The following is a 24,351-nucleotide window of genomic DNA, read 5'->3' on the forward strand; positions in this document are numbered from 1 at the left end:
GATAAACCTCGATAATTTATCAAAGAGTGATAACGAATTTAGTCTATTAAAATGATATGTTTAATTGTTACTTTGCAGTTTGATATGGCATATCACAGTAAGAATAATAGTGAATAGCTTTAATTGCATAAAGGCAATATTAATTAATTTATATAAAAATAGATCCGTTCCAATAACTCGCTCTCGGGTGTGTTATGTGTTTCTCGCATCATTTACACAATATATATCGTACAATTTGTTTTGATTATTTACCGGCAAAAGATTTTTAACAGAACCCTAATGCGACAAACTCCAATAAACGTCAAAGCTTCCTCCATAAATTGAATATTCTACATTACCCTCAGTCCCTGCAATTAAGGTTCCTTTGGTAGAAAATGAATCCCTTCCATAAGGCTGAATAGTTGATAGCGGTATGGAAACCCAGCTACCCCACGCCACATTTTTTCGAATTACAGAGAGGCTATATTGAGTGTTATTAACAACAGTGTATTTAACTCTGTCATAGGTTTTAGTTGATGCATGTTCTTTGTTACTACTACATCCAAATAAAAATAATATGACTGCTAAGAATAAAACCCGATAGTTAGTGGCCATTTTTTAATCCATTGCTTGCGGTTTAATCTATTTTAAGCTGCCCTCAGCATGAACAGACGCACCATCATTTAGCGTCTTCCAACCAAGATACTCTCGGCTCATTCCATCCTTAACAGTGCAATCCTTATAAAAGCACTTACAGCAAAAGGCAATAACATAAGAAATGGAACCGCGCCCACAAGCAGGTGCATCAAGTGCATAAGTCACTCCATAAGCACATCCTACGATGAATGAAAAACTCAACACTTACCTCTTGTAACCTGAGCGCCGTTTTCCCGTGTCACACTGGGCATCCAGTCAAGCAGAGAACCTCTGTGACAACGGCGACAATGATAAAGAATAAAAAAAACAAACAAAACATTATACTCATTTATTTCATTAAAAATGTTTTTATTCCGATTTAATGCATATTATAATAATTAGCTTCCAATAATAATAAAAAAAAACACACGCAGCAGCAGTTAATACCCCTTTAAAAACAGGGGTAGATCAACTTGCACGCCTTTTAAATAAAACCATTGACGGTAAAATGGAAAATCTATAGATCTGTTGTCTGTTATTTTTTTAAGAAAGTTCTTAATCTGATTGGGATTACGTCATTGAAATACGCCATAAACTTTACCATCATATACTCACCTGCAGACAGGCAACTGTCATTACTCAACGATAGCAATCATGACATCACCCTATCAAACCAAGCGGCGCGACTGCTGCTTGAAATGCTCACTAACAGCAATAAAACTCTTCATCGGGAAGATTTATTGAAAAGGGTATGGGAGGATTATGGTTTTATACGTTCAAACAATAGCCTCAATGTCGCTGTAAGCGAGATCCGAAAATCATTTGAATCCTTGGGAAGGGATCCAAAGCTTATCATCACCATTCCTAAAGTAGGTTTTCGTTTTGAGGGTGCTGTAGAGCCAGTTATTAAACAGGGTGAAGATAATGTTTTTCCTATTAATGAAAGTGAGGCACCATTAAAGCACCCCGCGGATACAACTATTGTCATAAGGCCAAAAAAACAACAAATAAAAAAATTCGTTATATGCATGGCCTTCGTTTTCCTCTGTAGCTACGCTTCTTATAAAGCTTTTATTACATTCAAACACCTAAACGTACAGTATGAAAAAACAACATTTCTTTATAGCGTTGGAAAATGTGACGTTTATGCATTGGGAGATCTCCCAATAGATGTAGGTGAGAATTATATTGATATAGCCAAACAAGATATCAACAAAGAAGTCATTAATTGCGACCTCGCGAAGGGGAATATTTACTACAAAAAAACACGTAGTGGCAGTCAGGACACACAAATGAGTTTTATAGGCATATGTGGCTTAGACAAAAATAACAAACCTAAAGACTGCAGAAGCATATTAAACAACATTGGTGTAACTCGATGAAAAAAAATTATTGGTTATATATTGCGCTTTCATTACTTTTCATTATTTTGTCAATAGTATTATTTAAAATTATTAATGTGAGCAATAAAAAAAAGAACATCGAGATCCGATGTGCGGGTGAGTTAACTTCACGTAGAAAAGTTAATAACACTGATCTAGCCAATTTAAATGGAAAAATTTTTTTATTTTTATATGGTAATGGGACCGGTTTTTTGATACAAAAAGGTGTACTGTCAATAGATAATAAAAATTACATCATCGATCGTGAAGTAAAGATTGATTACACTGATTTTGATAATGATCAGATATACAAATTCAAAATGATAAATGTAAAATTGAGGGGTAATGACAATACCCCACCCACAGTTGATACGATATTCCCCATATTGGGAAGAGTACCGTCATCCTCTTACCTAAATATTACGTCGGTTGATAAAGATCTTTACATTTTCAACGGGCTTTTGGGGCCTCTTTTCTTGTGTAAACGATTTTAAATATCCCAGCCCCCAAGTAAAGGGGGCTATCCGGAGCGCTACCTGGAACGTGTTTCGTTATAAAAAGCGTATCCGTATTTATCCTCTACGAGGGCGTTTTAATCAAGCCACTCCTCGCCATTCCCTGATATCGTTCTCTGCAACATTAAATCAATTATAGGATGGGCGGGGACGCTATATCCGTCAGGTGTATTATCAGAATGTTGAGACAGAATAACGTTATTTTTCCCTGCCGGAAAAAGAATTCCCCCCTTGACTACGTCATTGCTGTCAATTAGCGTCATCACGTTGATGAATGATCCGGTCGCTTGTGAGGATCGCCTTCGGGTCGCGACAACAACACTCCTGTAGCCTGAAAGGGAGTACACGCCCGTGTGGTACATCTGCACACCTTTGGAAGCAGATATCGCCAGTCATTTGGCGATGAAGGTTACTTAATCCATGATGGCCAACAGGCCAATCACCCGGACGGGGAATATTTTCCCGTCGGGCAAGGTATTCCCCGTCTTTTTTACAGGAGAATACCATGCAACAAGGTGAACTTATCATGCTTGACAGCCCCTCGCTGTCTGCCACGTTTCCCGGTAAAAAGCCGCTGGAGCGGATATTTCTGGGTTTTCTGGTTGCTAATACGGCCATGCAGTTATGTGGCGTTTACCGGCATGAACAATGGGAAAGCCGCAACGTGCCTGACAATCTCACTTATATGGTGCCCATGTCAGCGGAAACTTATTCTGTGTGGTTACCGAATTATTCGTTGAAAGTGACGCTCTCTGCGGATGCGTTCGGGCTGGCCGTGACGATGGTGGTGTTTGCCCGTATTGCCGCGCTTGATGAACCGGATGATGATGCGTACCGGTTCTGTGAACTGCGGGAATACGCGCTGCAACACCCGGAATCGGCATTGATACGGAATGTTCTGGATTTGAGGACGTCTGGTGATGTGCTCAGTCCATCATTGATCGGCAGCGCCAATAATAACAATGACTGATGATTCAGCCTACTCATGCTGCCGTTGATTCTTCTACTTTCTTAAGCGCCTGACCGGGGAGCTGAAAACACCTTCCCGATATCGGGCGGGTGTTTTCTTTATCTGATATTAACTCAAGGAAAACATACCATGAACCCGATTTTTTTACCGATACCGGATGAAGCTGTTGTTGCATTACGTGAAGACGTTTTTACCGCTCAGGTCACCGGCCTGATTGATGACACGCCTCAGCAGGAAAGCACACTGACGGTCTGTAAGGCATCCACTATCACGGAAGCCGTGCAGAAACTGAACGCCATCCATCTGGCAGGTGACTGGCCTGTGCGGGAGGGGGCGACTGAAACCGGACAACCTAAGCGGACACTGAATTTTATTCCGCAAACGGTCATGATGTATGACCGTCAGGGGCGGAAGGTGCTCGGCGGCCGGTTCGATACCGACATTATCTGGGCACAGCCTGTCACACTGGCGTCGGAACGTATGTCACTGGAAAAACAGCGGCAACGGCTGTGCCGTGAAGCGGTTTTTGAGCACGGCTGGGAGAATTACCGTGCTGCCCGCTTGTTATGGCAAAAGGCGCATTTATTGTCACTGCATGTGGTTGCCTCGCGGTATCAGCAATGCCGCGAAGTCAATGACATCTTACTGCACAGTGCGTTCGTTAGCGCTTAACCCTTAATTTTTACCCATCGGGGGAACCGGACTCCCTGATGGAGCGGTTCCTCTTTTTTACCTTAAAAATGAGGAGAATAAACATGTCAGAATGGTGCTCAAACCAACTGGAAATCACCGGGAAATCCGTGTGCCTGGATGTGATGCAGCAGTGGGTGTGCGGTGAGGAAATGCCCCGTTACCGTCAGGCGGTGTTACAAAGCCTGCGGCTGTTTCTGGCCGGTTGTGCGGGGATATTGAAGCCGACAAAACCGCAGACCTATACGCCTTACCCGGAGTTAGTGCGGGGAACCAGTACACCGACGGCCCATAATCTGGGCTTTGAACAGTGGCTGAAGTTATTGCAGGACAATGTGCCGCTCAGCAGTGAGAACATCAAACTGATTGACAATCTGTACCGCCAGTCCGCCCTCAGCCTGATGCGCTGGGAGCGTGTACCGGCAGAGGCCCGGTCTGTCATTGCCTCTGTTCTGACGAACCAGTATGCCGACTGGTTTGGTGTGGCGGGCTGGACTGAGCACATCAATACCGGGGAGTGCTGGGATAAGCTGAGTGAGTATCCTGAATCAACCCAGCCCTGCGATATGCTGATGATTAGGCCGACTTGTCTTGCTGCAGAAATCAACGGTAACAGTGGATTTCTAAAAGGTGTGACAACCACCGCGCAGTTCTACAATCAGCATTATGGGATTGAATGGCCTTTTGGTCATCATGTCCGCTGGGCGCGCCGGAATGTCAGCAGCCTGACGGTGAGTTTTGACTCACCCTGGATACCGCCTTCCGCTGAGCTGATGGGGGAACTGTCTGCTCTGTTTGACTGTGAAATCCGTCACTGGTACAGCGAATCGGTCAGTGCTCTCCGGGGCTACGATTGCTATGACCAGGGGGAACATGTGGACAGTGGCAGTGGTCTGTCCGGACGGGAAAATCGTCCGGTACTCTATCTGGTCAGTGGTGAGAAACCGGAATCCGGATTGTCCGCGATTGCCGTTGGGCAGTAATCCGTTATTGACACCGTTATTTTCATTTCAACCGAAAGGGGAAACACCTTCCCCGCCCGGGACGTGTTTTCCCTTTATTTTTATGCAGGGAAAACATGTCATCACAGACAGATCACCAGAAAGCGTTTATCTCATTGTTTAACCAGACAGCCCGTTGTCATCATCGTTATCAGGTCTTCCGGGACTTTTGCTATTGCATGATGGCCGCGATCCACAATCGGGTGTGTTACAGCGACGAGCTTGAACAGTATTACCTGAAAACCATCAAAAAATATGAGCGGCCGGATGTCTATCGGTTCGCGCAGTTATTTTCCCACGTTGTCCTTGGGCTGGAACAGACCCCCCGTGATTTTCTGGGCAGTACGTTTATGCAGCTGGGGCTGGGCGATAAAGGACTCAATCAATTTTTTACCCCCTGGAGTGTCGCCAGAGCGATGGCGAAGATGCAGTTTCAGGATGTTTCCGCACTATTGCAGGAACAGCCGTTTGTGACCCTGTACGAACCCGCTTGCGGGGCGGGCTGTCTGACGCTGGCCGCAGCGGAAGAGTTAAGAGATCAGGGACATGATCCGTTGTGCAGCCTGTGGGTGTCGGTGATTGATATTGACCCACTGGCGGCGGTCATGGCCTACATTCAGCTTTCCCTGTCGGGGATACCGGCCCAGGTCACTATCGGGAATGCCCTGCATGAGAGTGACGACAAACGTTCACGCTATACCCCGGCCCATTATCTGGGAAACTGGTTTCAGCGGTTGAGGAAATATCAACATCAACAAGCCGCATAATCCCTTTTTCACTATCGCGCCTTTCGGGGCGCTTTTCTGCGTTTAAATGGCGTTAATCTATTGATGTTAGAATGAAAATTAAGTCTTTTTGGTAAGCGAAATAAGGGGTGAATCGAGTCAGATTAATTTTCATTATCGCATAAAGAGTTTTTCCTTGTACCCGATTGGGATTGGCAGACACTGAGCCCAATCTGAACAGGAGAAAAGCGATGTTTAACCGTTTTAAATCACGTTTTACCCGCCAGGCAACAGCCCAACAAAACGCGGCACAGCAACAACAGGACAGTTCACGCGATACCGGGGGCTATTTCAGGCCACAATCTGCTGATGAACTGCTGTCAACCCCCCTGCGCCGCCAGTGTCTTCAGCAATTATGGGAAAACAGTGCGTTACCGCAAGGACTGTATCAGCGTTTTTACCTCGCGCCGATTAAACAATTGCTGGGCAGCGTTCAGCAGATACCGGCAGCACAGGAAGGTGACTGGTCAGGTCGCGGGGGATTTGCCGACCTGACGCTGAAATTTACCACCTGTGCTGTGCGGCTGGCGAAGGGTCATATGCTGCCTCCGGGGGCGGCCCCGGAAACGCAGGCGGCACAGAATGTTTTATGGCAGGCGGTGGTGTTTTGGGCCGCCCTGTTTTACCACCTGCCCCTGCTGCGGCAACTGGAAGGTGAGCTGGAAGACGGGCATTACTGGCAACCGGGCGTCAGTGTACCCGACAAACCTTTTCGTTTCCGCTTTTGCCCCCCTGAAAACACGCCGTCTGTCCCCCAGGAAGCGTTGCTGGCCGCCTGTTTGTTACCGGAGGCGGCCATCCTATGGCTGGTTTCAGTGCCGGAAGCATGGCGTTGTCTGGTACAGCATCTCAGTGGTTGCTCATTCGCAATACCGCTGATTGGCACGTTGCTTCAGGAAACCGCAGGGCAGGTGCAGTCGCCGTTGCCGTTGCTGAAATCCGTTGAGCCTTCTGAACCGGTTTCTGCTGCCGCTCAGTCATCATCCGCCCCCCATCCGGTTTTTCCGCTTGCCACACCGGAAGCGGCCGCTGTTCCCGACACAGCCGATGATACCCAGACATTATTGTCATTGTTTCAGACACAGGAATAAATCTTTGCTGAAAAATAATGCAAATGATAACGATAACGATTTGAAATTATCCAAACGCACCATATCAGAGCCGGAATGCCTTGTTTCCCTGATGGACAAAAGGTCATGATATGAAAAATAAAATAATTTAACGTATTAATGACTTTAGACACGGATTAACAGGTCGTTTCTGTACCGGAACACAATATTACACACTAAGGAAACAATAATATGTTGGATAATGAGGGAATAATGGGCTGGGATGAGTTGCTGGACGAGTATTTTTTCTCACACATGTTGCGACCGGCAACCGAGTGGAGTTATCGCAAGGTGGTGCGGGTATTTATCAACTTTATGGGAGAAACTGTGCTGCCGGCACAGGTGAACCACAGGGATATACTACGGTGGCGGCGCCACCTGCTGAATGAAAAGAAGCAGTCGTGTCATACCTGGAATAATAAGGTCACTCATTTGCGTGCCATCTTTAATTTTGGAATAGAGCAAAAGTTATTACCTCAGATCAAAAACCCTTTTCTTGATGCTGCGGTCAAGAAAGGCAAGAAAACGAAAAAAGTGTTGAGTAAATCCCAGATAATCCGTCTCTACCTGCGGATGGGGCAGCATGAAGAAGAGGAGAAAACCAAGGTAACCCTACAGGGAAGGCATTGTGCGCTGTATCCTGCCTGGTACTGGTTAACGGTACTGGATACATTCCGGTTAACGGGCATGCGCCAGAACCAGCTGCTGCACCTGAGGCTGCGGGATATCAATCTGGAAAATAATTCCATTGAATTGCGACTTCAGGGCAGTAAAAACCATTGTGAATGGCGGGTTCCCATCATTCCGCAATTAAAGGTAAGGCTTAAACAATTGGTAGAACGTGCTAAAGCCTGTGGCATCGGTAATGCAGAACCCATTTTTGACTTAACGCGACTGAATTTTCGCTATAACGGCCTGATGACCAGCTACGAATACGACATTAACAGGGAAAAGCAACACATACGCTCTTTTTTCCGCCGCCTTTCCCGGGAATGTGGTTTCGCGATTTCGCCGCATCGTTTCCGTCATACGCTGGCCTCGGAGCTGATGAAAGCACCGGATCGTAATTTACAGATGGTGAAAAACTTGCTGGGGCATCGCAGTGTGGTGACAACGATGGAATATATTGATATCGATATGGAAATAGCCGGCAAAACATTGGCGCAAGAACTGGCTTTATATCTGGATCTTTCCGTATAGCCGATATAAAAGTCATAGAAAAAAATCAGGGCGGATTTCAGTTTGGAAAGGAGGCGGTGTGAACTGCTCTGTATCAACATTGATGGGATGGAAAAAAGCGTGAATACCTGATCCCGCATCCAGTAAGTCTTCACCTTACTTGACATCAGAATCAATTACTGAAATCATTATTTAGATCGAGAAAAAGGGTACCTGCTAAAGCGAGTACCCTGATATCTTGAGTTGCTGGCAATTTATCGCCATAATAATGCAAGCTTTTAAAAAAAACCGTTGCTTACATTTTCAGTTTTATGGTTTCGCCCCAACTTACTGCTTGTTAAGTAATTTTCTTATCAACAAGCGAGTTTTAAAATTTGGTGCCCGGACTCGGAATCGAACCAAGGACACGGGGATTTTCAATCCCCTGCTCTACCGACTGAGCTATCCGGGCTAACGGGGACGAATTAAACCGTATTCAGATAAATCCGTCAACGACTTTCTGCATAATTTTATCTGTGTGCTTTCAACTTGTTCAAGTAGTTATAAATTTAAACAATAATGGAGAGGATAGTGCCTCTCCATTCATTGATATCGATGATCAGCTATCGACGATAGACTTTCTGGGTATTATTCACTTTCATCAAATAACGGCGCGATTCAGAAGCTGGATGTTTATTGGTCAGTGTTTCATAAACATCACCAGGTGCCATGGTATTGATGATTTGTGCCGCTTTTTTCTTATCACTGGAGAACACTCTCAATACACTGCCAGCACCGCCATTGTAGGCGGTAATAACGGCATATCGACGTGAGGTTGCGTTGTTGATTTCCCCTAAATAGATATTCTGCAAGATCGATAGATATGCGGTACCTGCATCAATGTTATTTTCAGGATCGAAGAGATAACTGCGACTAGGCTGGCCGGATTTTCCTTGCATTTTGAAGACATCTCGCCCAGCGGTATGCTGCATGACCTGCATTAATCCCAGTGCATCAGAACGACTGACAGCGTAAGGGTTAAAGCTGGATTCATTTTGCATAATGGCAAGGATCAGGGATTCATCAACGCCATATTTGATGGCGGCTTTGCGAACCATCGGCAGGTATTTATGTGCCCGTTTATCTAAATGATTAGGAACCAATTGAATGGTGACGGTCCAAATCATATGTAGCCCTGATTGGCGTTTTTGTAATTTATTCTGGAGAAGGTAATTTGCAAAATGACGTGCACGCCACTCCCAACGAATTGTCTCACCCGCATTATCCAAAACTTGCCCATAAAGAAATGGCTCTTTGCTGATCTGAATGTCATTGATGTCAGAATAAAGATCAACAGAGCCAGGATCGTCACCCATCAGCAAGGTGGTAATAATCGCCTTGCGTAAATGTTCAGAGGGTTCAATAGGCGATAGAGTTTCAATTGTGATGGTTCCCGCATCAAAATTGATATGGCTGCGAGTGTGGTATTGATCCGTGTATTTTACGTAATCTTTAGGGCCTGCGATTAAAACTTCTTGTAAGCCCCAAATGTTTTCAATGTCATGGGCAAATTGCCCCATTAAGATATCAAAACCATTCGTATCTTTTACGTATGCTTCATTGTATTCAATATCTTTTTTGCTAGAGCAGGAAATTAGGAGTGGAGTGAGAAGAATCAGAGCCAGCAGTCTTTTCATTTTACAATGCCGTTAGGTATTGGGATGTCATCAATATTAGAGCCCGATAAAGAGGCTCTTATTTTATGTTAATGCATAATAATATTATGAACCTACCTCATTAATTGGGTGATTTTTATTTGTTATGTCACCCAATGACAGGCGTTATAAGATTATTTTTCCGGCGGTGTATAACCGTCGATTTTAATATCATGCCCTTCAAACAAGAACTTCACCATTTCTTGTTCGAGTAGTTTGCGATGTTCTGGGTTTATAGTGTTCAATTTTTTTTCATTGATCAGCATGGTTTGTTTACTCATCCATTGCTGCCACGCCTCTTTAGAAATCTCATTGAAAATGCGCTTGCCCAGTTCTCCTGGATAGAGCTGAAAATCTTGGCCTTCGGCTTCTCGTTGCAAAAAAGTACAAAAAATGGTTCTGCTCATAATAAATCCTCAAAATAATAGGGCAAAGTTTATCCCAGCTGTTGCAAAAGATATTCAACGGGAGCTGCCAATCCAATAGTTGCTGGCTGGCGTAAGTTATACCAAAGTCCCTTGCTTTCATCCATGCAGGAATCAAAAGATAAAATATCGATTTTAATCGGTACGATATCGAGATGAAAGTGGCTGAATGTATGGCGAAATGCAATCAGTTGATCAGGTTTGCTGTGAGAGATACCGGAGTCTTTCAACCACTGCTCCAGTGAAGCCTGATCTGTGAATTGTGGAAATGCGAATAACCCGCCCCAAATGCCTGAAAGTGGACGTTGCTCCAACCAAACTGTGTCGCCATGCTGCATCAATAAAAAATAGGCCGTTTTCTCAGGGATGGTTTGTTTCGGCTTTTTCCCTGGATAGTTTGCACAACTATGATTGGCGTAGGCGATGCAGCCTGTATTGAGTGGGCAGATTTCACATTTGGGTTTGCTGCGGGTGCAGACCATCGCGCCCAAATCCATCATCGCCTGATTAAAATACTCGACGCCCTGTTCTGGGGTAACACGGGTACTTATATCCCATAACTGGTTTTCTACTTCTTTTTTCCCCGGCCAGCCAGCAATGGCGTAGCAGCGAGCCAGAACGCGCTTTACATTGCCATCGAGAATCGGGAAGTGCTTTCCCTGAGACAGTGAAAGAATGGCACCTGCGGTAGAGCGGCCAACACCGGGCAGGGCAATAACACCATCAAAGGTAGTCGGGAATTGACCATTGTGTATCGCAACAATCTGCTGAGCCGCTTTGTGCAGGTTACGGGCGCGTGCGTAATAACCCAGACCCGTCCATAAATGCAGAACCTCATCCAATGGTGCGGCGGCCAGTGAGGCAACATCGGGGAAACGTGAAATAAAATTCTGGAAATAGGGAATGACAGTCGCGACCTGCGTTTGTTGCAGCATCACCTCTGAAAGCCAGACGTGATAGGACGTTTTTTCCAACTGCCACGGCAGGGTCTTACGACCATAGCAGTGATACCATTCAAGTACCGCCTGTGAAAATTGCTCGGCTTCCATCATTAGAATAATTGTCTTTATAGATGATCATTGTTTCGTGAACAGGATTGCAACATAGTGTAACCTCAGTGTAAACCCGAACTTTGTTTCGAAGCGCTACTCAAATCAGCATTAAAGTTGTGCTTATGGGCACTGAACTTGATAAAATCAGCCACCTTTGCATAATTGCGCTCTCTTTAGGCAACCCTGTGGTACATAACGTCCCAGACGCCTGAGCAAATGCCTTTAAAACTGATAAAAAGTACCATGATAAATAACGTAATTTCACCGGAATATGATGAAAATGGCAGGGCTTTGCGCCGTGTCCGCAGTTTTGTGCGTCGGCAGGGCCGGTTAACGAGTCGTCAGCAGCAAGCACTTGATGATGTGTGGCCAAAGATGGGCATGGATTATCAGCCGGAACTGTTCGATATGGGCGAACTCTTTGGTCGTGAAGCGCCTGTCGTACTGGAGATTGGCTTCGGAATGGGAGCATCTCTGGTGATGATGGCAAGCCAGAATCCAGAGAAAAATTTTTTTGGGATCGAAGTTCATGTGCCGGGAGTAGGTGCATGTCTGGCTTCCGCAGAAGATGAAAATCTCAGTAATCTGCGTGTAATGTGTCATGATGCCATTGAAGTTTTGGAAAATATGCTGCCGGAACAGAGTCTGGAAATGGTGCAGCTTTTCTTCCCTGATCCGTGGCATAAAGCCCGTCATAACAAACGTCGGATTGTACAGCCTGAGTTTGCCCAACTTATCAGAAGTAAGCTGAAAATCGGTGGTATCTTCCATATGGCAACCGACTGGCAGCCGTATGCTGAACATATGCTGAAAGTGATGAGCGAGGCTGAAGGGTATTGCAACGTGTCGGAAAATAGTGATTATGTACCACGTCCTGATTCACGTCCGGTCACGAAATTTGAGATGCGCGGTCAGCGTTTGGGGCATGGCGTATGGGATCTAATGTTTAAGAGGGTAAAATAATGGCTAAAAACCGTAGTCGTCGTCTGCGTAAAAAATTGCATATTGATGAATTTCAGGAACTTGGTTTTTCCGTAAAGTGGAATTTCCCGGCCAATACACCAGTTGATATCGTTGACAGCACAGTTGATGCCTTTATTGAAGAGCTGGTTGAACCAAACGGTCTGGCGCTGGATGCCAGCGGCTATTTACAGTGGGAAGGTTTGATCTGCCTACAAAAAATCGGCAAATGTACCGAAGAACATCGCCAGTTGGTGGAGAAATGGCTGAAAGATCGCGGTATGGAAGACGTTGCCCTATCAGAATTGTTTGATGTGTGGTGGGATTGATTCGCTATTGCATAAAAATAGTGTTTTATACAGAAATAACGCTGTATACAGGGGCTCCTTTGGGGCCCTTGTTTGTCTGGAGAAAAAGTGGTGAAGGTAAGGTTCTCTAATTCGTTATTGGCAGATATCTTAGATGAAGTACGCCCTTTGATTGGCCAAGGAAAAGTGGCAGGTTACATACCTGCTTTGGCAGAAGTTGCGGTAAATAATCTGGCGATGGCCATCTGTACGGTTGATGGGCAGGTTTTTAAAGCGGGAGATGCGGAAAAGCGCTTTTCCATACAATCTATTTCCAAGGTATTGAGCCTGACACTGGCGATGACGCGCTATCAAGAGCAGGATATCTGGCAGCGAGTGGGGACGGAACCTTCGGGACAGCCGTTTAATTCATTAGTACAGTTGGAATTGGAAAAGGGCATTCCCCGTAATCCCTTCATTAATGCAGGTGCCTTGGTTATCTGTGACATGTTGCAATCACGGTTAAGTGCGCCTAAGCATAGAATGCTGGAGTTCGTTCGTAGCCTCACTGGGCAAAAGCACATTTGCTATGATGATATCGTTGCCCGTTCAGAAATGGAGCATTCCAGTCGTAATGCTGCAATTGCTTATTTGATGAAATCGTTCGGTAATTTTGAGAATGATGTGCTCACGGTTCTCCAAACTTATTTCCACTATTGTGCCTTGAAAATGAATTGTGTTGAACTGGCCCAATGTTTTATCTACTTAGCGAATCAAGGCCGTATGATCGGTTCTGGACAACAAATTTTAAGTCTTCGGCAAACCAGACAGATTAATGCGCTGATGCTGACGTGTGGTATGTATGATGGTTCTGGAGAGTTTGCTTTCAGGATCGGAATGCCCGGGAAATCCGGTGTTGGCGGAGGAATAGTCTGTGTTGTGCCAGGGGAGTTCACGGTTGCTGTATGGTCTCCTGAACTGAATAGCTCCGGTAACTCACTGGCGGGTTGTGCGGCATTGGAAAAATTGGCTGAGCGTATCGGGCGTTCTATTTTTTAGTTCAAACCTTAGTAAATAACAGCCGAAACCCTTGTCTCTGTAGGCCGGGTGTCGTCAGGCAAAGCAAATCAGGAGAACGTATGTTACGCAGAATCGCGATTGCTGCATCGTTATTATTTGTCGCTCAGGTACAGGCAGGTTCTGACTGTCAGACGACAATTCAGGATGACATTATTGTCACGTCAAAGTCGGTTCAGATTGTTGGAGCCAGTGGAAACCTGAGAATTTTGCCAGATGGTTCTATGCTCCGTAACGGTAAAGCACTGTCATTGAATTCAGAACAGCGTGGTAAGGCTCAGCAATATCAGCAGGCTATTCGGCAGGATCTACCGTGGGTTAAGACAGAAGCACTGAGCCATCTGACAAGTGCCCGTCAAGCGCTGGATAAAGTTGTCGTCAATACAATGGGGAAGGAGAGTAATATCCGTAACCGTTTATCCCAATTGGAATCTGGCCTCAATAAGCAAATTGATAAAGTACTTGAAACTCGTTCTGATGGCGTTGCATTCAACTCTCAGGCCATTAAGAAGGTGGAGTCCGAAGGGCAGAATCTTATTCAGCAGAGCCTTGGCGGTATTTTGCAGGATAGCATTAACGAAATGAGCCGTAAGAAGAGTGAGCAGAATGGTGATGGCAAACAGATGTTGATGTCTCTTCTCGGTGGATTGGGCGGGATGCAAAATGGTTTTGATGCAGAATGGAAAAAGCAGGAACAAGAGCTGAACCGCTTTAAAGGCGAAGTTTGCAGTAAAGCTAACCAATTGGAACAACTACGCATCAATCTCATGAATTCTATTAAGTAAATCACTGCACATCACTAAAAATAAGAATCAATATGAAATTGATTCTTATTTGATTGACATCGTAGTGTTGCCACCTAGAATGCGAGTCACTTATTACTAACATGCGTAATTCAGGTGTAACAATGAAAAAAATCCTGCCAGTTGTTTTAGCGTCACTACTTTCTGTCACTAGTTATTCTGCATTCAGTCAGCCATCAGTGTTATTCACCCCTAATTCCGTGATAGTACAATCTGGTGATTTCGTCACAGTAAAACATCTTTCTGGTGAAACACAGGTTAAAAAGAACCCTGAGCGGATCGTCCTGTTTGATTTTGGGATTTATGATTCACTGGTAAAACTGGGTTTATCCGATCGCGTTATCGCATTACCTGTCGGCAATGCCCCTGAATATGTGCGTGGCAATATGTCAGCAAATATGCAGAATGCAGGGGGAATGAAAGAACCGGATTTAGAAAAATTGGCTGGCATGAAACCGGATCTGATTGTGATTACCGGGCGTCAGGGGAATTTCTATCCATCTCTGTCAAAAATTGCCCCAACAGTGAATTTAGATACTGACAGTAAAAATTATTTGTCGTCTGTTGAAAGCAATTTAAAGTTATTAGGTGAACTATTTAACAAGCAGGATGCGGTTAAGGCCCAGATTGTAGATCTGGAAAAAACGATTGCCACAGCGCAGGAAAAAGCCAAATCTTCAGATAGTAAGGTATTAGTTCTTTTACATAACGCCGGCAACTTATATCCGAACAACCAAGCAATTGTTTATGACGTGGTTAAAGCACAGCGTGCGGAATTACCACTTCCTACAGATAAAGAAAAGTCCCGTGTTGTAACGGCAGAAGTGATTGCTCAGGCAAACCCTGATGCTATTTTTATCATCGACCGCAGCAAAGCGATTGGTGCAGGCGAATTGACAAAAGATCAGTTTGAAAATGATCAGGTGAAATCAACCAATGCCTATAAAAATAGCAAGATCGTTTATCTACAATCTGATCTATGGTATTTGTCTGGCGGCGGGCTGGATAGTTTGGCGCGGCAAGTTAATGCGGTTGCTGATGTATTGTAATTCCATAAATCAATGATTCTTTATTCAATTAGCCCGAGAAATGAATACTAAATTCTAATGAGTTGATTGGTATTAATATTGATATCATTACCATCAAAAACAGGCGAGATTTAAAACAATTTTTGCAGGGTATCCGTCAATAAAAACTGCACCTGATATTTGCAGGTGCAGATTATATTTTTAAAGAAACAGTTCTAACAGCGAATTCAGGAATAACTTGCCGTGTTTGGTGATCTGCCAGTGCGTTGCGTTTTCAGTGATATAACCTCTAGCCAGTGCTTCATCAAGTTGTGGACGAATGGCACTTTCCGGTAATCCGGTAAAATCCCTGAAATCGTGTCGTGGCATGGCTTCCAGCAAACGAAAACGGTTCATGAAAAATTCAAATGGCCGCTCGTCATTATCCACTTGAGTTTGCTGATCCAGATAACGTCCCTGCATATAGCCGCGCGGGTGCTTGGTTTTGACTGTACGGAGAATACGGCCATCTTCAAACGAGATTTTTCCATGGGCGCCACAGCCAATACCCAAGTAATCACCAAAACGCCAGTAATTGAGATTATGCTGACATTGATAACCCGCTTTGGCATAGGCCGAAGTTTCATATTGCTGGTAGCCCGCAGCTGTCAATAATTGATGCCCTTGGGAGAAGATATCCCATAGCGCATCATCGTCCGGCAGGACAGGCGGGCGGGAAGCAAAACTGGTATTGGGTTCAATCGTCAATTGATACCAAGACAGATGCGGCGGGGAAAGTTCAATCGCCTGACGTAAATCATCCAATGCTTCATTCAGTGTTTGGTTGGGCAACCCGTGCATCAAGTCCAGATTGAAACTGCGTAAACCAAGGTCGGCAGCCAAATGTGCAGCCCGTTTTGCTTCGTCTGGGCCATGGATGCGCCCTAGGCGAATCAACTTATCTGAACCAAAGCTCTGTACGCCGATGGAAATTCGATTGATGCCTGCTTTCTGGTAAGCGCTGAAACGGCCAGCTTCAACGGTTCCCGGATTGGCTTCCATCGTAATTTCTGCCTGCGAAGAGAGTGGCAGTGACGCCCGTACTCCGTCAAGTAGGCGTTGCATACCCTCAGAGCTGAGCAGGCTGGGGGTTCCGCCGCCGATAAAAATTGTCGATACTTCACGATTTTCAATCATCGGCAAGTCAGCACGTAAGTCTGCCAGCAGGTGATCAACATACTCCTGATATGGTACATCTCCCTTTAACGCATGTGAATTGAAATCACAGTAAGGGCACTTTTGTACACACCAGGGAATATGGATATAAAGACTTAGTGGCGGTAATTTAAGCATTAAGCATGGCTTCCAACAGCATTTTCAACGCTTGTCCACGATGTGAAACTGCACTTTTTTGTTCGCGACTCAGCTCTGCTGCCGTACAGCTAAATTCTGGCACATAAAAAATCGGGTCATAGCCAAAACCGCCATTGCCAGCGGGTTCATGGGTAATGATGCCAGACCAGCGACCGTGGAAAATCAGTGGAGTCGGATCTTCTGCATGGCGTAGATAGACCAGCACACAGTTGAATTGTGCCTGGCGCTCTTCATCAGGAATATCACGCATCGCTTCCAGCAGCTTTTCCAGATTATTCCGATCGGAAGCATCAATACCTGCGTAGCGGGCAGAATAGATGCCCGGTGCATCACCTAAGGCGTTGACTGATAGCCCTGAATCATCTGCTATTGCGGGTAATCCCGTTATTGCCGCTGCATGGCGAGCCTTGATGATGGCATTTTCAATGAAAGTCAGGCCTGTTTCATCGGCTGAATCAACACCCAGCTCGGTTTGAGCCACGATATCTAAGCCAAAGTCAGTCAGTAAATCAGCCAACTCACGAACTTTGCCAGCATTACCTGTGGCGAGAACAACTTTTTGCATTGCTTTTATCCAATTAATCTATTTATCTAATCAACCGCTTATCATTGAAATTAACCACGCCATGACATCGTAACGTAGGGCATTCAGCGCGTAGAGAACTAATATGACAATCATGGCAGAAAAATCAATGCCACCCATGGCAGGAATGATACGACGGATAGGTGACATTAACGGTTCAGTCAATTGAATCAAAACATAGTCAACCGGATTGCGCCCTTGACTGATCCAACTTAATAATGCACGGGCAATGACGAGCCAGAATATGAGTTTTCCGGCTGCGGTAAGTAGTTCAATCAGCCCGACAGGGAACAGAATCGCGAGAGGTATCACAAATTGTCCCGTTGCGAGCCATGCAGGTATCAGCATCTTAAGAAGAACGATCAGATAGGCAAATACTATGGATGCTGTATCGAGAGGACCAATGGCGGGGATGACCCTGCGTAATGGGCGTACCACGGGTTGGGTGATTTTAACGATAAATTGCGCGAATGGATTATAAAAATCACAACGTACCCATTGCATCCAGACTCGAAGCAGTAAAACCGCAATATATAAATCTAGAATTGTAAGAAAGATAAAGTTTAAGAATTGCATGTAGCAGCCCTGATTAAATGACACTTGATTGAATTAAAATAGTTTTTCCATTTCCTGCGCTCGGCGGATTGCTGCCTGCATGGCGCGGGATACGATCTCTGGTAGATGGCCTTCATAAAAAATGCGCAGAGCTTCGGCAGTTGTACCGCCTTTAGATGTTACCTGCTCGCGCAGAATAGCAAAAGGAAGATCTGCCTGTGACTCAGCAAGTTTAGCCGAACCCGTAACCGCTTGCAGGACAAGTTCCCTGGCAGTTTGGCTATCGAATCCCAGACGTTCAGCTTCTTGCTGCATGGATTCCATGAACAGGAAAAAATAGGCCGGCGCACTGCCTGCGACGGCAATAATATTGTTGATGCCATTCTCATCATTGACCCAGCAGACTTTACCAACACCGCACATCAGCGATTCGGTAAACTGGCGATCAGGCTGAGTGACGTGTTCAGGCGCAAATAATCCACTGAGCCCCTGCCCTACAAGTGCGGGCGTATTTGGCATGATGCGGATGATGTTGAGTTGATCCTGTAATAGCGTGTAAAAACGGCTAACAGGAATGCCAGCGGCAATGGAGAGTACTAGTTTATGACTGAAATCTATTTGTGAACGCAGTGAATCACAAACTTCTTCCATCATTTGAGGTTTTACTGCCAGAACAATGACATCGGCTTCTTGGGCATAACGAATGTTATCGTTTTCGCTGTTGATGCCATACTCTTTTGCCAGAACGTCACGACGGGTTGTATTTGGGGAGCAGACAGTGATGAGTCCAGCAGGATAACCTGTTCTGACCAGTCCGGCGATAATGGCATGAGCCATATTGCCAGCGCCAATAAAGGTGATTTTACGATTTTCCATTAAATAGTCTCGCATATTAATCAGTTGATTTTGGCCAGTTAATTTAGGGTTGAGTATTGTACTGACGGGCACCGAAAATTGCCGTTCCAATGCGCACCAATGTAGAGCCGCAGGAGATAGCGGCTTCCATATCATCCGTCATACCCATTGAAAGTGTATCAACTCGTGGATATTGCGTTTTCAATTCAATAAACGCCTGTTCCATTTGGTGGAATATCGCCATCTGACGTTCAAAATCGCTTTCTGGTGCCGGGATCGCCATCAGCCCACGTAATACCAGATTGGGTAGCGCATTGATGGTCTTTGCCAGTTCCGGCAGTGATTCCAAAATAATGCCCGATTTGCTGTCTTCGCCACTGATATTAATTTGAATCAGGATATTAAGTGGCGCCATGTTTTCAGGGCGTTGCTCACTTAAGCGCTGGGCGATTTTTAATCTGTCTATGGTATGGCACCAGTCAAAATGTTCTGCTACCAAGCGGCTTTTATTGGACTGCAAGGGGCCGATAAAGTGCCATACCAAATCATGATGATTGGCAAAGTGTTGAACTTTCTCAACCCCTTCTTGAACGTAATTTTCACCAAATTCCCGCTGACCAGTCGCTATGGCTTTTGCGATAGCGTCCGCAGGTTTGGTTTTACTGACTGCAAGCAATGTAATTTCTTGTGGAGAGCGTCCGCAATTCTGTGCTGTAAGGGCTATGCGGTTCCTGACATCGTGAAGATTTTGTTTGATATTGTTCATAAGTGACTCAGGAGATTAAAAAATGAATATGGAAAAATTGGTGGCTCTTAGTGTAAAGCATAATGCTTCTGATCTGCATCTTTGTGTCGGGAAAGTTCCGGTTTTGCGTATCAATGGTGTGCTGTACCCACAGATGCAACTGGCAGAAATGCAGGATGATACCCTCATGGCATGGAGCAGAAAAATATTGACCGAAGAACAACAGCAGCAGTTACAGGAATACGGTCATGTTGATTTTGTGGTGGAAATGCCAGATAAACAGCGGCTCAGAGGGAATCTGTTTTACCAACAGTGTCAGGTTTCATTGGTATTGAGGTTAATCGCGGATAAATGTCCTACTCTGGAACAATTATATGCGCCGGACATTATCCAACGTCTGATTTTGCAGGAGAAAAGTGGGCTGGTATTAGTGACAGGCGCAACGGGAAGCGGTAAATCCACGACTTTGTCGGCGATAATCAATGCGTTCAATAATCATGGCAACAAACATATTATCACGTTGGAAGACCCGATAGAATTCGTTCATCAAAGCCGAAATTGCCTGATACAGCAAAGACAAATCGGCAGGGATGTGCCGGATTATCAAACGGCTTTGAAAGGTGCATTACGGCAAGATCCTGATGTGATTTTGCTGGGAGAATTGCGTGACAAAGAGGCGATCCGCTTGGCATTGACAGCGGCTGAAACAGGGCATTTGGTTCTGTCAACATTACATACCCGTGGGGCAATTCAGGCACTAGACCGTTTGGTTGATGTTTTCAGCGCAGAAGAAAAGGGCTGGATCTGCAGCCAACTGGCAGGAAGTTTAAAAGCAGTTATTTCTCAACAACTGCTTCCGGCCAGAGAGGGGGGAAGAGTAGCCATTTATGAAGTTTTGGTCGTCAACCAAGCGGCCAGCCATTTGATCAGGGAAGGAAAAAATCATCAAATCGCGACATTAATGCAGACAGGTGCTGCCTGCGGTATGCAAACTCATGAGCAAAGCCGGCAACAGCGTGAATCGTTGGGATTGCTGGCGGAATAGTATTGCTGGCTGTTGTTCCACAATGACACTCATATTTCATTGTGAGTATTGTTATTGTGAATATTGTTGCTCAAACCAGCTTTCCAGAATGACGACAGCAGAAGCAGAATCAACTTTGCCTTTATCCAGTGCTTTGTAACCACCGTGATCGAACAGGTGAGAGCGTGCTTCTATGGTGGTCAATCGCTCATCGTGCAGTTCAACCTGAACGCCAAAACGCCCGTGTAGCCGATTGGCAAATTTACGCGCCTGAGCGGTGACGAGTTGTTCTGTGCCATCCATATTCAGTGGTAATCCGACAATGACCAGATCGGGTTGCCACTCTTTGAGGAGTTTTTCAATGAGTTGCCAACTGGGAGAACCCTCTTTGGCTTTGAAGGCGCTCAATGCTCTGGCTGTACCGGTTATTTCTTGTCCGATAGCGGTACCAATGCTGTGAGTACCGAAATCGAATGCGATTATTGTGCGATTTTTCATCAGGCATGCCCTGCTTGTGGTGCGAGGTTGTAAATATTGATCCTGAGCAGTGAAGCGGCTTCATGCCAGCGATCGGCAACGGGTGTATCGAAAATGATAGAGGATTCTGCACTGACGATCAGCCAGCTATTTTCCATGATCTCTTGTTCTAACTGGCCTTTTTCCCAGCTTGAATACCCCAGGGTCATTAAAACATTTTCGGGCTGGCGTGGCGTACCTAATGCTTCCAGCACGTCTTTGGACGTGGTTATCATCGTTTCATCAGAGATCTGGATACTTGAACTGAACCCGGATTGTGGAGTGTGCAAGATAAAGCCATGTTCTTCAGACAGTGGGCCACCTGCCATCACGGGTTTATCTAAGTTGATGCTATCGTCTCTATCTTCGGGAGTGATATCCAACTTTTCTAGGATGCTTTGGATAGAAATTTGGGTTATAGGTTTATTGATAACTAACCCCATTGCCCCGTTTTGATCGTGTTCGCAGATATAAACTACCGAACGGTTGAAATAAGGATCAGAGAGCGAAGGCATGGCAATAAGAAAATGGTGCAGTAGGTTCATGTGTTTTCTGATAATTATTTTGGCAATGTTAGCGTGATTTGGCTCACAGTATGTGAGCCAACATTATAAATGGCAAGTGCTGTCCAGCCTGTTATGCCGGCTGTTTTTCCAATCGTTTTTCGATGGCATCCATCAGCATACCAGTAATGGAAATTTCTGGGAACGCAGCTTCTATTTCACGTACACAGGTCGGGCTGGTGACGTTGATTTCAGTCAAACGGTCGCCAATGATATCGAGCCCGACAAAGATTAACCCTTTTTCTTTCAAGACTGGCGCAACAGCACGGGCAATTGCCCAGTCACTTTCTGTCAGAGGTCGGGCTTCTCCGCGCCCACCTGCCGCAAGGTTACCACGGGTCTCCCCTTGTGCAGGGATGCGTGCAAGGCAATAGGGTACAGACTCGCCATCAACAACCAGAACACGTTTATCCCCGTCCTTAATGGCCGGCAAGAAATTTTGCGCCATACAATAACGGCTGCCATGTTCGGTCAGCGTTTCAATAATGACACCTGTATTCGGGTCATCTTGTTTTAAACGGAAGATGGAAGCTCCTCCCATACCGTCCAGTGGCTTAAAGATAACATCGCCATGTTTTTGATGGAACTCACGTAAGGTTTTTGCATTGCGAGTCACCAGTGTATCTGGTGTCAATTCTGGGAACCAGGCTGTGAACAGTTTTTCGTTGCAGTCGCGCAGACTCTGCGGCTTGTTAACGATCAGGCTGCCTTTGGCTTCAGCTCTTTCCAGAATATAAGTAGCGTAGATGTATTCTGTATCAAAAGGAGGATCTTTACGCATCAGAATCACCTGCAAGGTATCGAGAGCAATCTCTTGCTCGCTGCCGAACTGATACCATTGCTGCGGGTTTTCTTCGATCGTGAGCAGGCGGGTACGGGCCCGAGCCTCTCCTTGATATAGATAGAGATCATTCATCTCCATGTAATGGATTTCCCACCCGCGTTTCTGCGCTTCCAGCAACATGGCAAAACTTGTGTCTTTCTTGATTTTGATGGATGAAATTGGGTCCATCACTATGCCGAGCTTGATCATTCTTTCTCCTTAACCCAGATCACCGAAACGCACTTGCAATGCCGTAATTGCGGTGAGTGCCGTAGTTTCTGTCCTCAAGACGCGAGGGCCTAACAGGATATCAGTAAATTGGTGATTTGCCGTCATTTCGATCTCTTCAGCGGATAATCCCCCTTCAGGGCCGATTAACAGGCGTACTTTTTCCACTGGCAGTGGCAGTGTGTTGATACTTTGGCTGGCACGGGGATGCAGATTTAATTTTAGGCTGCTATCGTTTTCCATGCACCATGCTTCAAGTGACATGATCGGGCGAATTTCTGGAATACGGTTACGCCCGCATTGTTCACAGGCCGAGATCACAATTTTTTTCCATTGCTGTAATTTTTTTTCTAGCCTTTCCGCATCCAGCTTTACACCACAGCGTTCAGAAAGTAATGGCGTAATAGTATTGACACCCAACTCAACCGATTTTTGAATTGTGAATTCCATCTTTTCCCCACGGGACATCACTTGCCCCAGATGCAGGTTTAGTGGTGATTCATGATCGGATAGTTTGCCATCAGTAATACTTACTTTGACCGTTTTTTTATTGGTTTCAATAAGTACTGCATCGAAAACCTGATTGCTGCCATCAAACAACTGTAATGGTTGTCCATTACTCATTCTAAGTACCCGGCCAACGTGGTTGGCAGCCTCATCACTCAGATAGATTTCAGTCTCTACAGAGAGCTGTTCAGGGTGATAGATGCGGGGAATTCGCATATTTCTTCTTTCCTTCTTTTTTTCCGGATGTTTCCGGTATGACGCAATAGCCATATCACAAAATTGATTCATCGCCATGATAAATGAGCGCTGATTGCGTGATCAAGCTATCTCTTAAACCACAGAGAACACGGTATGCACTTGCGAGCCGGCTCGCATATTTATTTTATAATGACTGTTTTAACTGATTTTTTATTGCTAACCACCTGAGTGATAAATTAATATTCTTCGTGTTCTGATTGCGGTCAGAAAAATAGATAAGGAATTTAATGACAGGGATGTTACTCACGAGTGCCATGTTGAATATTTTCATGGATGATAATAAAGGATTGTTTAGCCAACATGGATAATATCATGATTATGGTTTTCTGTAGTACATTAATTTTTTTATCAATTATTGATATTAGAACTTATCAATTGCCAGATATTATCACTCAGCCTTTATTATGGATTGGTCTTGTTTTTAATAGCAGTGAAAATTTAGTATCGATCAAGAGTGCGATATATGGCGCTATATCAGGGTATTTATTTTTATGGCTATTAAATAGGGTCTGTCGATATAACTTAAAGAAAGAGGGAATAGGATATGGCGATCTGAAATTAACGGCTGCTATTGGTGCATGGCTGGGTATGGAAACGATCCCTGTATTGATGTTACTGTCTTCAACATCTGGATTGTTCGGGTTTATGATAGTTTGGTTTAAAAGAAGAACATACCCTGACTTTATTGCGTTTGGGCCTTATATTTGTTTGTCTGCGATAGTGTTGATGGGGTTTAGAGTAAGTGGTATCCATATCATGGGGATTTAAT

General features: G+C 45.0%; 29 protein-coding genes and 1 tRNA gene. 15 read left to right on the forward strand and 15 right to left on the reverse strand.

Annotated elements, in window-relative coordinates:
* Positions 1-276: 276 nt before the first annotated feature.
* The gene (locus NXS07_RS03910) at positions 277-594 is read right to left on the reverse strand and encodes a hypothetical protein (RefSeq protein WP_155272393.1); all 318 of its coding nucleotides are present in this window, start codon (positions 592-594) and stop codon (positions 277-279) included.
* A gap of 599 nt (positions 595-1,193) precedes the next feature.
* Here NXS07_RS03910 and NXS07_RS03915 point away from each other — a divergent pair.
* Together NXS07_RS03915 and NXS07_RS22535 are read left to right on the forward strand one after the other, a co-directional pair.
* Positions 1,194-1,997 carry a winged helix-turn-helix domain-containing protein gene (locus tag NXS07_RS03915; RefSeq protein ID WP_238126009.1) on the forward strand — a complete coding sequence of 268 codons (804 nt, stop codon included), beginning with the start codon at positions 1,194-1,196 and terminating at the stop codon, positions 1,995-1,997.
* Complete coding sequence (locus NXS07_RS22535) at positions 1,994-2,491, forward strand: FidL-like protein (RefSeq protein WP_498063292.1); 498 nt, start codon at positions 1,994-1,996, stop codon at positions 2,489-2,491. The genes NXS07_RS03915 and NXS07_RS22535 overlap by 4 nt, the downstream gene beginning before the upstream one ends.
* Positions 2,492-2,589: 98 nt before the next feature.
* Here the strand turns inward: NXS07_RS22535 and NXS07_RS03920 are convergent, their stop codons facing one another.
* Positions 2,590-2,874 (reverse strand): hypothetical protein, encoded by a 285-nt coding sequence (locus NXS07_RS03920; RefSeq protein ID WP_238126010.1) that lies wholly within the window; start codon positions 2,872-2,874, stop codon positions 2,590-2,592.
* Positions 2,875-3,017: 143 nt separating this feature from the next.
* Between NXS07_RS03920 and NXS07_RS03925 the strand changes: the two genes are divergently transcribed.
* The 6 genes from NXS07_RS03925 to NXS07_RS03950 all read left to right on the forward strand — a co-directional run bounded on the left by NXS07_RS03925 (position 3,018) and on the right by NXS07_RS03950 (position 8,267).
* The gene (locus tag NXS07_RS03925; protein ID WP_238126012.1) at positions 3,018-3,482 is read left to right on the forward strand and encodes an antirestriction protein; all 465 of its coding nucleotides are present in this window, start codon (positions 3,018-3,020) and stop codon (positions 3,480-3,482) included.
* A gap of 129 nt (positions 3,483-3,611) precedes the next feature.
* Positions 3,612-4,154 carry a hypothetical protein gene (locus NXS07_RS03930; RefSeq protein WP_238126014.1) on the forward strand — a complete coding sequence of 181 codons (543 nt, stop codon included), beginning with the start codon at positions 3,612-3,614 and terminating at the stop codon, positions 4,152-4,154.
* Positions 4,155-4,237: 83 nt separating this feature from the next.
* A complete protein-coding gene (locus NXS07_RS03935) occupies positions 4,238-5,155 on the forward strand; it encodes a DUF1281 domain-containing protein (RefSeq protein ID WP_258086195.1) in 918 nt (305 codons plus the stop codon).
* A gap of 95 nt (positions 5,156-5,250) precedes the next feature.
* Positions 5,251-5,940 carry an N-6 DNA methylase gene (locus NXS07_RS03940; RefSeq protein WP_238126044.1) on the forward strand — a complete coding sequence of 230 codons (690 nt, stop codon included), beginning with the start codon at positions 5,251-5,253 and terminating at the stop codon, positions 5,938-5,940.
* A 209-nt stretch (positions 5,941-6,149) separates the two neighbouring features.
* Positions 6,150-7,049 (forward strand): TraI domain-containing protein, encoded by a 900-nt coding sequence (locus NXS07_RS03945; RefSeq protein ID WP_238126053.1) that lies wholly within the window; start codon positions 6,150-6,152, stop codon positions 7,047-7,049.
* 210 nt (positions 7,050-7,259) lie between these two features.
* Positions 7,260-8,267 carry a tyrosine-type recombinase/integrase gene (locus NXS07_RS03950; protein ID WP_238126055.1) on the forward strand — a complete coding sequence of 336 codons (1,008 nt, stop codon included), beginning with the start codon at positions 7,260-7,262 and terminating at the stop codon, positions 8,265-8,267.
* A 354-nt stretch (positions 8,268-8,621) separates the two neighbouring features.
* Here the strand turns inward: NXS07_RS03950 and NXS07_RS03955 are convergent.
* From NXS07_RS03955 to mutY, 4 genes are all read right to left on the reverse strand, one after another.
* A tRNA-Phe gene (locus NXS07_RS03955) sits at positions 8,622-8,697 on the reverse strand.
* Between the two features lie 151 nt (positions 8,698-8,848).
* Positions 8,849-9,922 carry a membrane-bound lytic murein transglycosylase MltC gene (gene mltC, locus NXS07_RS03960; RefSeq protein WP_238126057.1) on the reverse strand — a complete coding sequence of 358 codons (1,074 nt, stop codon included), beginning with the start codon at positions 9,920-9,922 and terminating at the stop codon, positions 8,849-8,851.
* A 152-nt stretch (positions 9,923-10,074) separates the two neighbouring features.
* Positions 10,075-10,347 carry an oxidative damage protection protein gene (locus NXS07_RS03965; protein WP_012989710.1) on the reverse strand — a complete coding sequence of 91 codons (273 nt, stop codon included), beginning with the start codon at positions 10,345-10,347 and terminating at the stop codon, positions 10,075-10,077.
* A gap of 29 nt (positions 10,348-10,376) precedes the next feature.
* Positions 10,377-11,417, reverse strand: a complete 1,041-nt coding sequence (gene mutY, locus NXS07_RS03970; protein WP_258086196.1) for an A/G-specific adenine glycosylase — start codon at positions 11,415-11,417, stop codon at positions 10,377-10,379.
* 243 nt (positions 11,418-11,660) lie between these two features.
* On the opposite strand from mutY, the gene trmB reads away from it, so the two are divergent.
* The 5 genes from trmB (at position 11,661) to NXS07_RS03995 (ending at position 15,593) form a co-directional block, all read left to right on the forward strand.
* A complete protein-coding gene (gene trmB / locus NXS07_RS03975) occupies positions 11,661-12,380 on the forward strand; it encodes a tRNA (guanosine(46)-N7)-methyltransferase TrmB (RefSeq protein WP_038218710.1) in 720 nt (239 codons plus the stop codon).
* Complete coding sequence (locus NXS07_RS03980) at positions 12,380-12,706, forward strand: YggL family protein (RefSeq protein ID WP_038203189.1); 327 nt, start codon at positions 12,380-12,382, stop codon at positions 12,704-12,706. Before trmB ends, NXS07_RS03980 begins: the two co-directional genes overlap by 1 nt.
* 90 nt (positions 12,707-12,796) lie before the next feature.
* On the forward strand, positions 12,797-13,723 hold the full coding sequence (gene glsB, locus NXS07_RS03985) for a glutaminase B (protein WP_155362257.1): 927 nt from the start codon (positions 12,797-12,799) through the stop codon (positions 13,721-13,723).
* Positions 13,724-13,803: 80 nt separating this feature from the next.
* Positions 13,804-14,526, forward strand: a complete 723-nt coding sequence (locus tag NXS07_RS03990) for a DUF2884 family protein (RefSeq protein WP_258086197.1) — start codon at positions 13,804-13,806, stop codon at positions 14,524-14,526.
* 122 nt (positions 14,527-14,648) lie between these two features.
* Complete coding sequence (locus NXS07_RS03995; RefSeq protein WP_258086198.1) at positions 14,649-15,593, forward strand: siderophore ABC transporter substrate-binding protein; 945 nt, start codon at positions 14,649-14,651, stop codon at positions 15,591-15,593.
* 180 nt (positions 15,594-15,773) lie between these two features.
* Here NXS07_RS03995 and hemW read toward each other — a convergent pair whose 3' ends face one another.
* From hemW to NXS07_RS04020, 5 genes are read right to left on the reverse strand one after another with little or no spacing between them, the layout of a single operon-like run.
* Complete coding sequence (hemW, locus tag NXS07_RS04000; protein ID WP_258086199.1) at positions 15,774-16,904, reverse strand: radical SAM family heme chaperone HemW; 1,131 nt, start codon at positions 16,902-16,904, stop codon at positions 15,774-15,776.
* Positions 16,897-17,490 (reverse strand): RdgB/HAM1 family non-canonical purine NTP pyrophosphatase, encoded by a 594-nt coding sequence (rdgB, locus tag NXS07_RS04005; protein ID WP_038221835.1) that lies wholly within the window; start codon positions 17,488-17,490, stop codon positions 16,897-16,899. The genes hemW and rdgB overlap by 8 nt, the downstream gene beginning before the upstream one ends.
* A gap of 30 nt (positions 17,491-17,520) precedes the next feature.
* On the reverse strand, positions 17,521-18,084 hold the full coding sequence (locus NXS07_RS04010) for a YggT family protein (RefSeq protein WP_038194045.1): 564 nt from the start codon (positions 18,082-18,084) through the stop codon (positions 17,521-17,523).
* A 33-nt stretch (positions 18,085-18,117) separates the two neighbouring features.
* On the reverse strand, positions 18,118-18,939 hold the full coding sequence (gene proC, locus NXS07_RS04015; RefSeq protein WP_038203178.1) for a pyrroline-5-carboxylate reductase: 822 nt from the start codon (positions 18,937-18,939) through the stop codon (positions 18,118-18,120).
* 43 nt (positions 18,940-18,982) lie between these two features.
* Entirely contained in the window at positions 18,983-19,684 is a 702-nt protein-coding gene (locus NXS07_RS04020; RefSeq protein WP_038194049.1) for a YggS family pyridoxal phosphate-dependent enzyme, read from the reverse strand.
* Between the two features lie 22 nt (positions 19,685-19,706).
* Here NXS07_RS04020 and NXS07_RS04025 point away from each other — a divergent pair, with 22 nt between their 5' ends.
* On the forward strand, positions 19,707-20,708 hold the full coding sequence (locus tag NXS07_RS04025; protein ID WP_258086200.1) for a type IV pilus twitching motility protein PilT: 1,002 nt from the start codon (positions 19,707-19,709) through the stop codon (positions 20,706-20,708).
* Positions 20,709-20,759: 51 nt separating this feature from the next.
* Here NXS07_RS04025 and ruvX read toward each other — a convergent pair whose 3' ends face one another.
* The 4 genes from ruvX to rsmE form a co-directional block, all read right to left on the reverse strand.
* Positions 20,760-21,185 carry a Holliday junction resolvase RuvX gene (gene ruvX / locus NXS07_RS04030; protein WP_238126095.1) on the reverse strand — a complete coding sequence of 142 codons (426 nt, stop codon included), beginning with the start codon at positions 21,183-21,185 and terminating at the stop codon, positions 20,760-20,762.
* The gene (locus tag NXS07_RS04035) at positions 21,185-21,748 is read right to left on the reverse strand and encodes a YqgE/AlgH family protein (RefSeq protein ID WP_258086201.1); all 564 of its coding nucleotides are present in this window, start codon (positions 21,746-21,748) and stop codon (positions 21,185-21,187) included. Before NXS07_RS04035 ends, ruvX begins: the two co-directional genes overlap by 1 nt.
* Positions 21,749-21,839: 91 nt before the next feature.
* Positions 21,840-22,799 (reverse strand): glutathione synthase, encoded by a 960-nt coding sequence (gene gshB / locus NXS07_RS04040; RefSeq protein ID WP_238126099.1) that lies wholly within the window; start codon positions 22,797-22,799, stop codon positions 21,840-21,842.
* Between the two features lie 9 nt (positions 22,800-22,808).
* Complete coding sequence (gene rsmE, locus NXS07_RS04045; protein ID WP_238126101.1) at positions 22,809-23,540, reverse strand: 16S rRNA (uracil(1498)-N(3))-methyltransferase; 732 nt, start codon at positions 23,538-23,540, stop codon at positions 22,809-22,811.
* A 342-nt stretch (positions 23,541-23,882) separates the two neighbouring features.
* On the opposite strand from rsmE, the gene NXS07_RS04050 reads away from it, so the two are divergent.
* Positions 23,883-24,350, forward strand: a complete 468-nt coding sequence (locus tag NXS07_RS04050; RefSeq protein WP_258086202.1) for a prepilin peptidase — start codon at positions 23,883-23,885, stop codon at positions 24,348-24,350.
* The last annotated feature ends 1 nt before the right edge of the window (position 24,351 follow it).

This window comes from Xenorhabdus bovienii (genome assembly GCF_024721015.1).
Taxonomy (GTDB): Bacteria; Pseudomonadota; Gammaproteobacteria; order Enterobacterales; family Enterobacteriaceae; genus Xenorhabdus; species Xenorhabdus bovienii.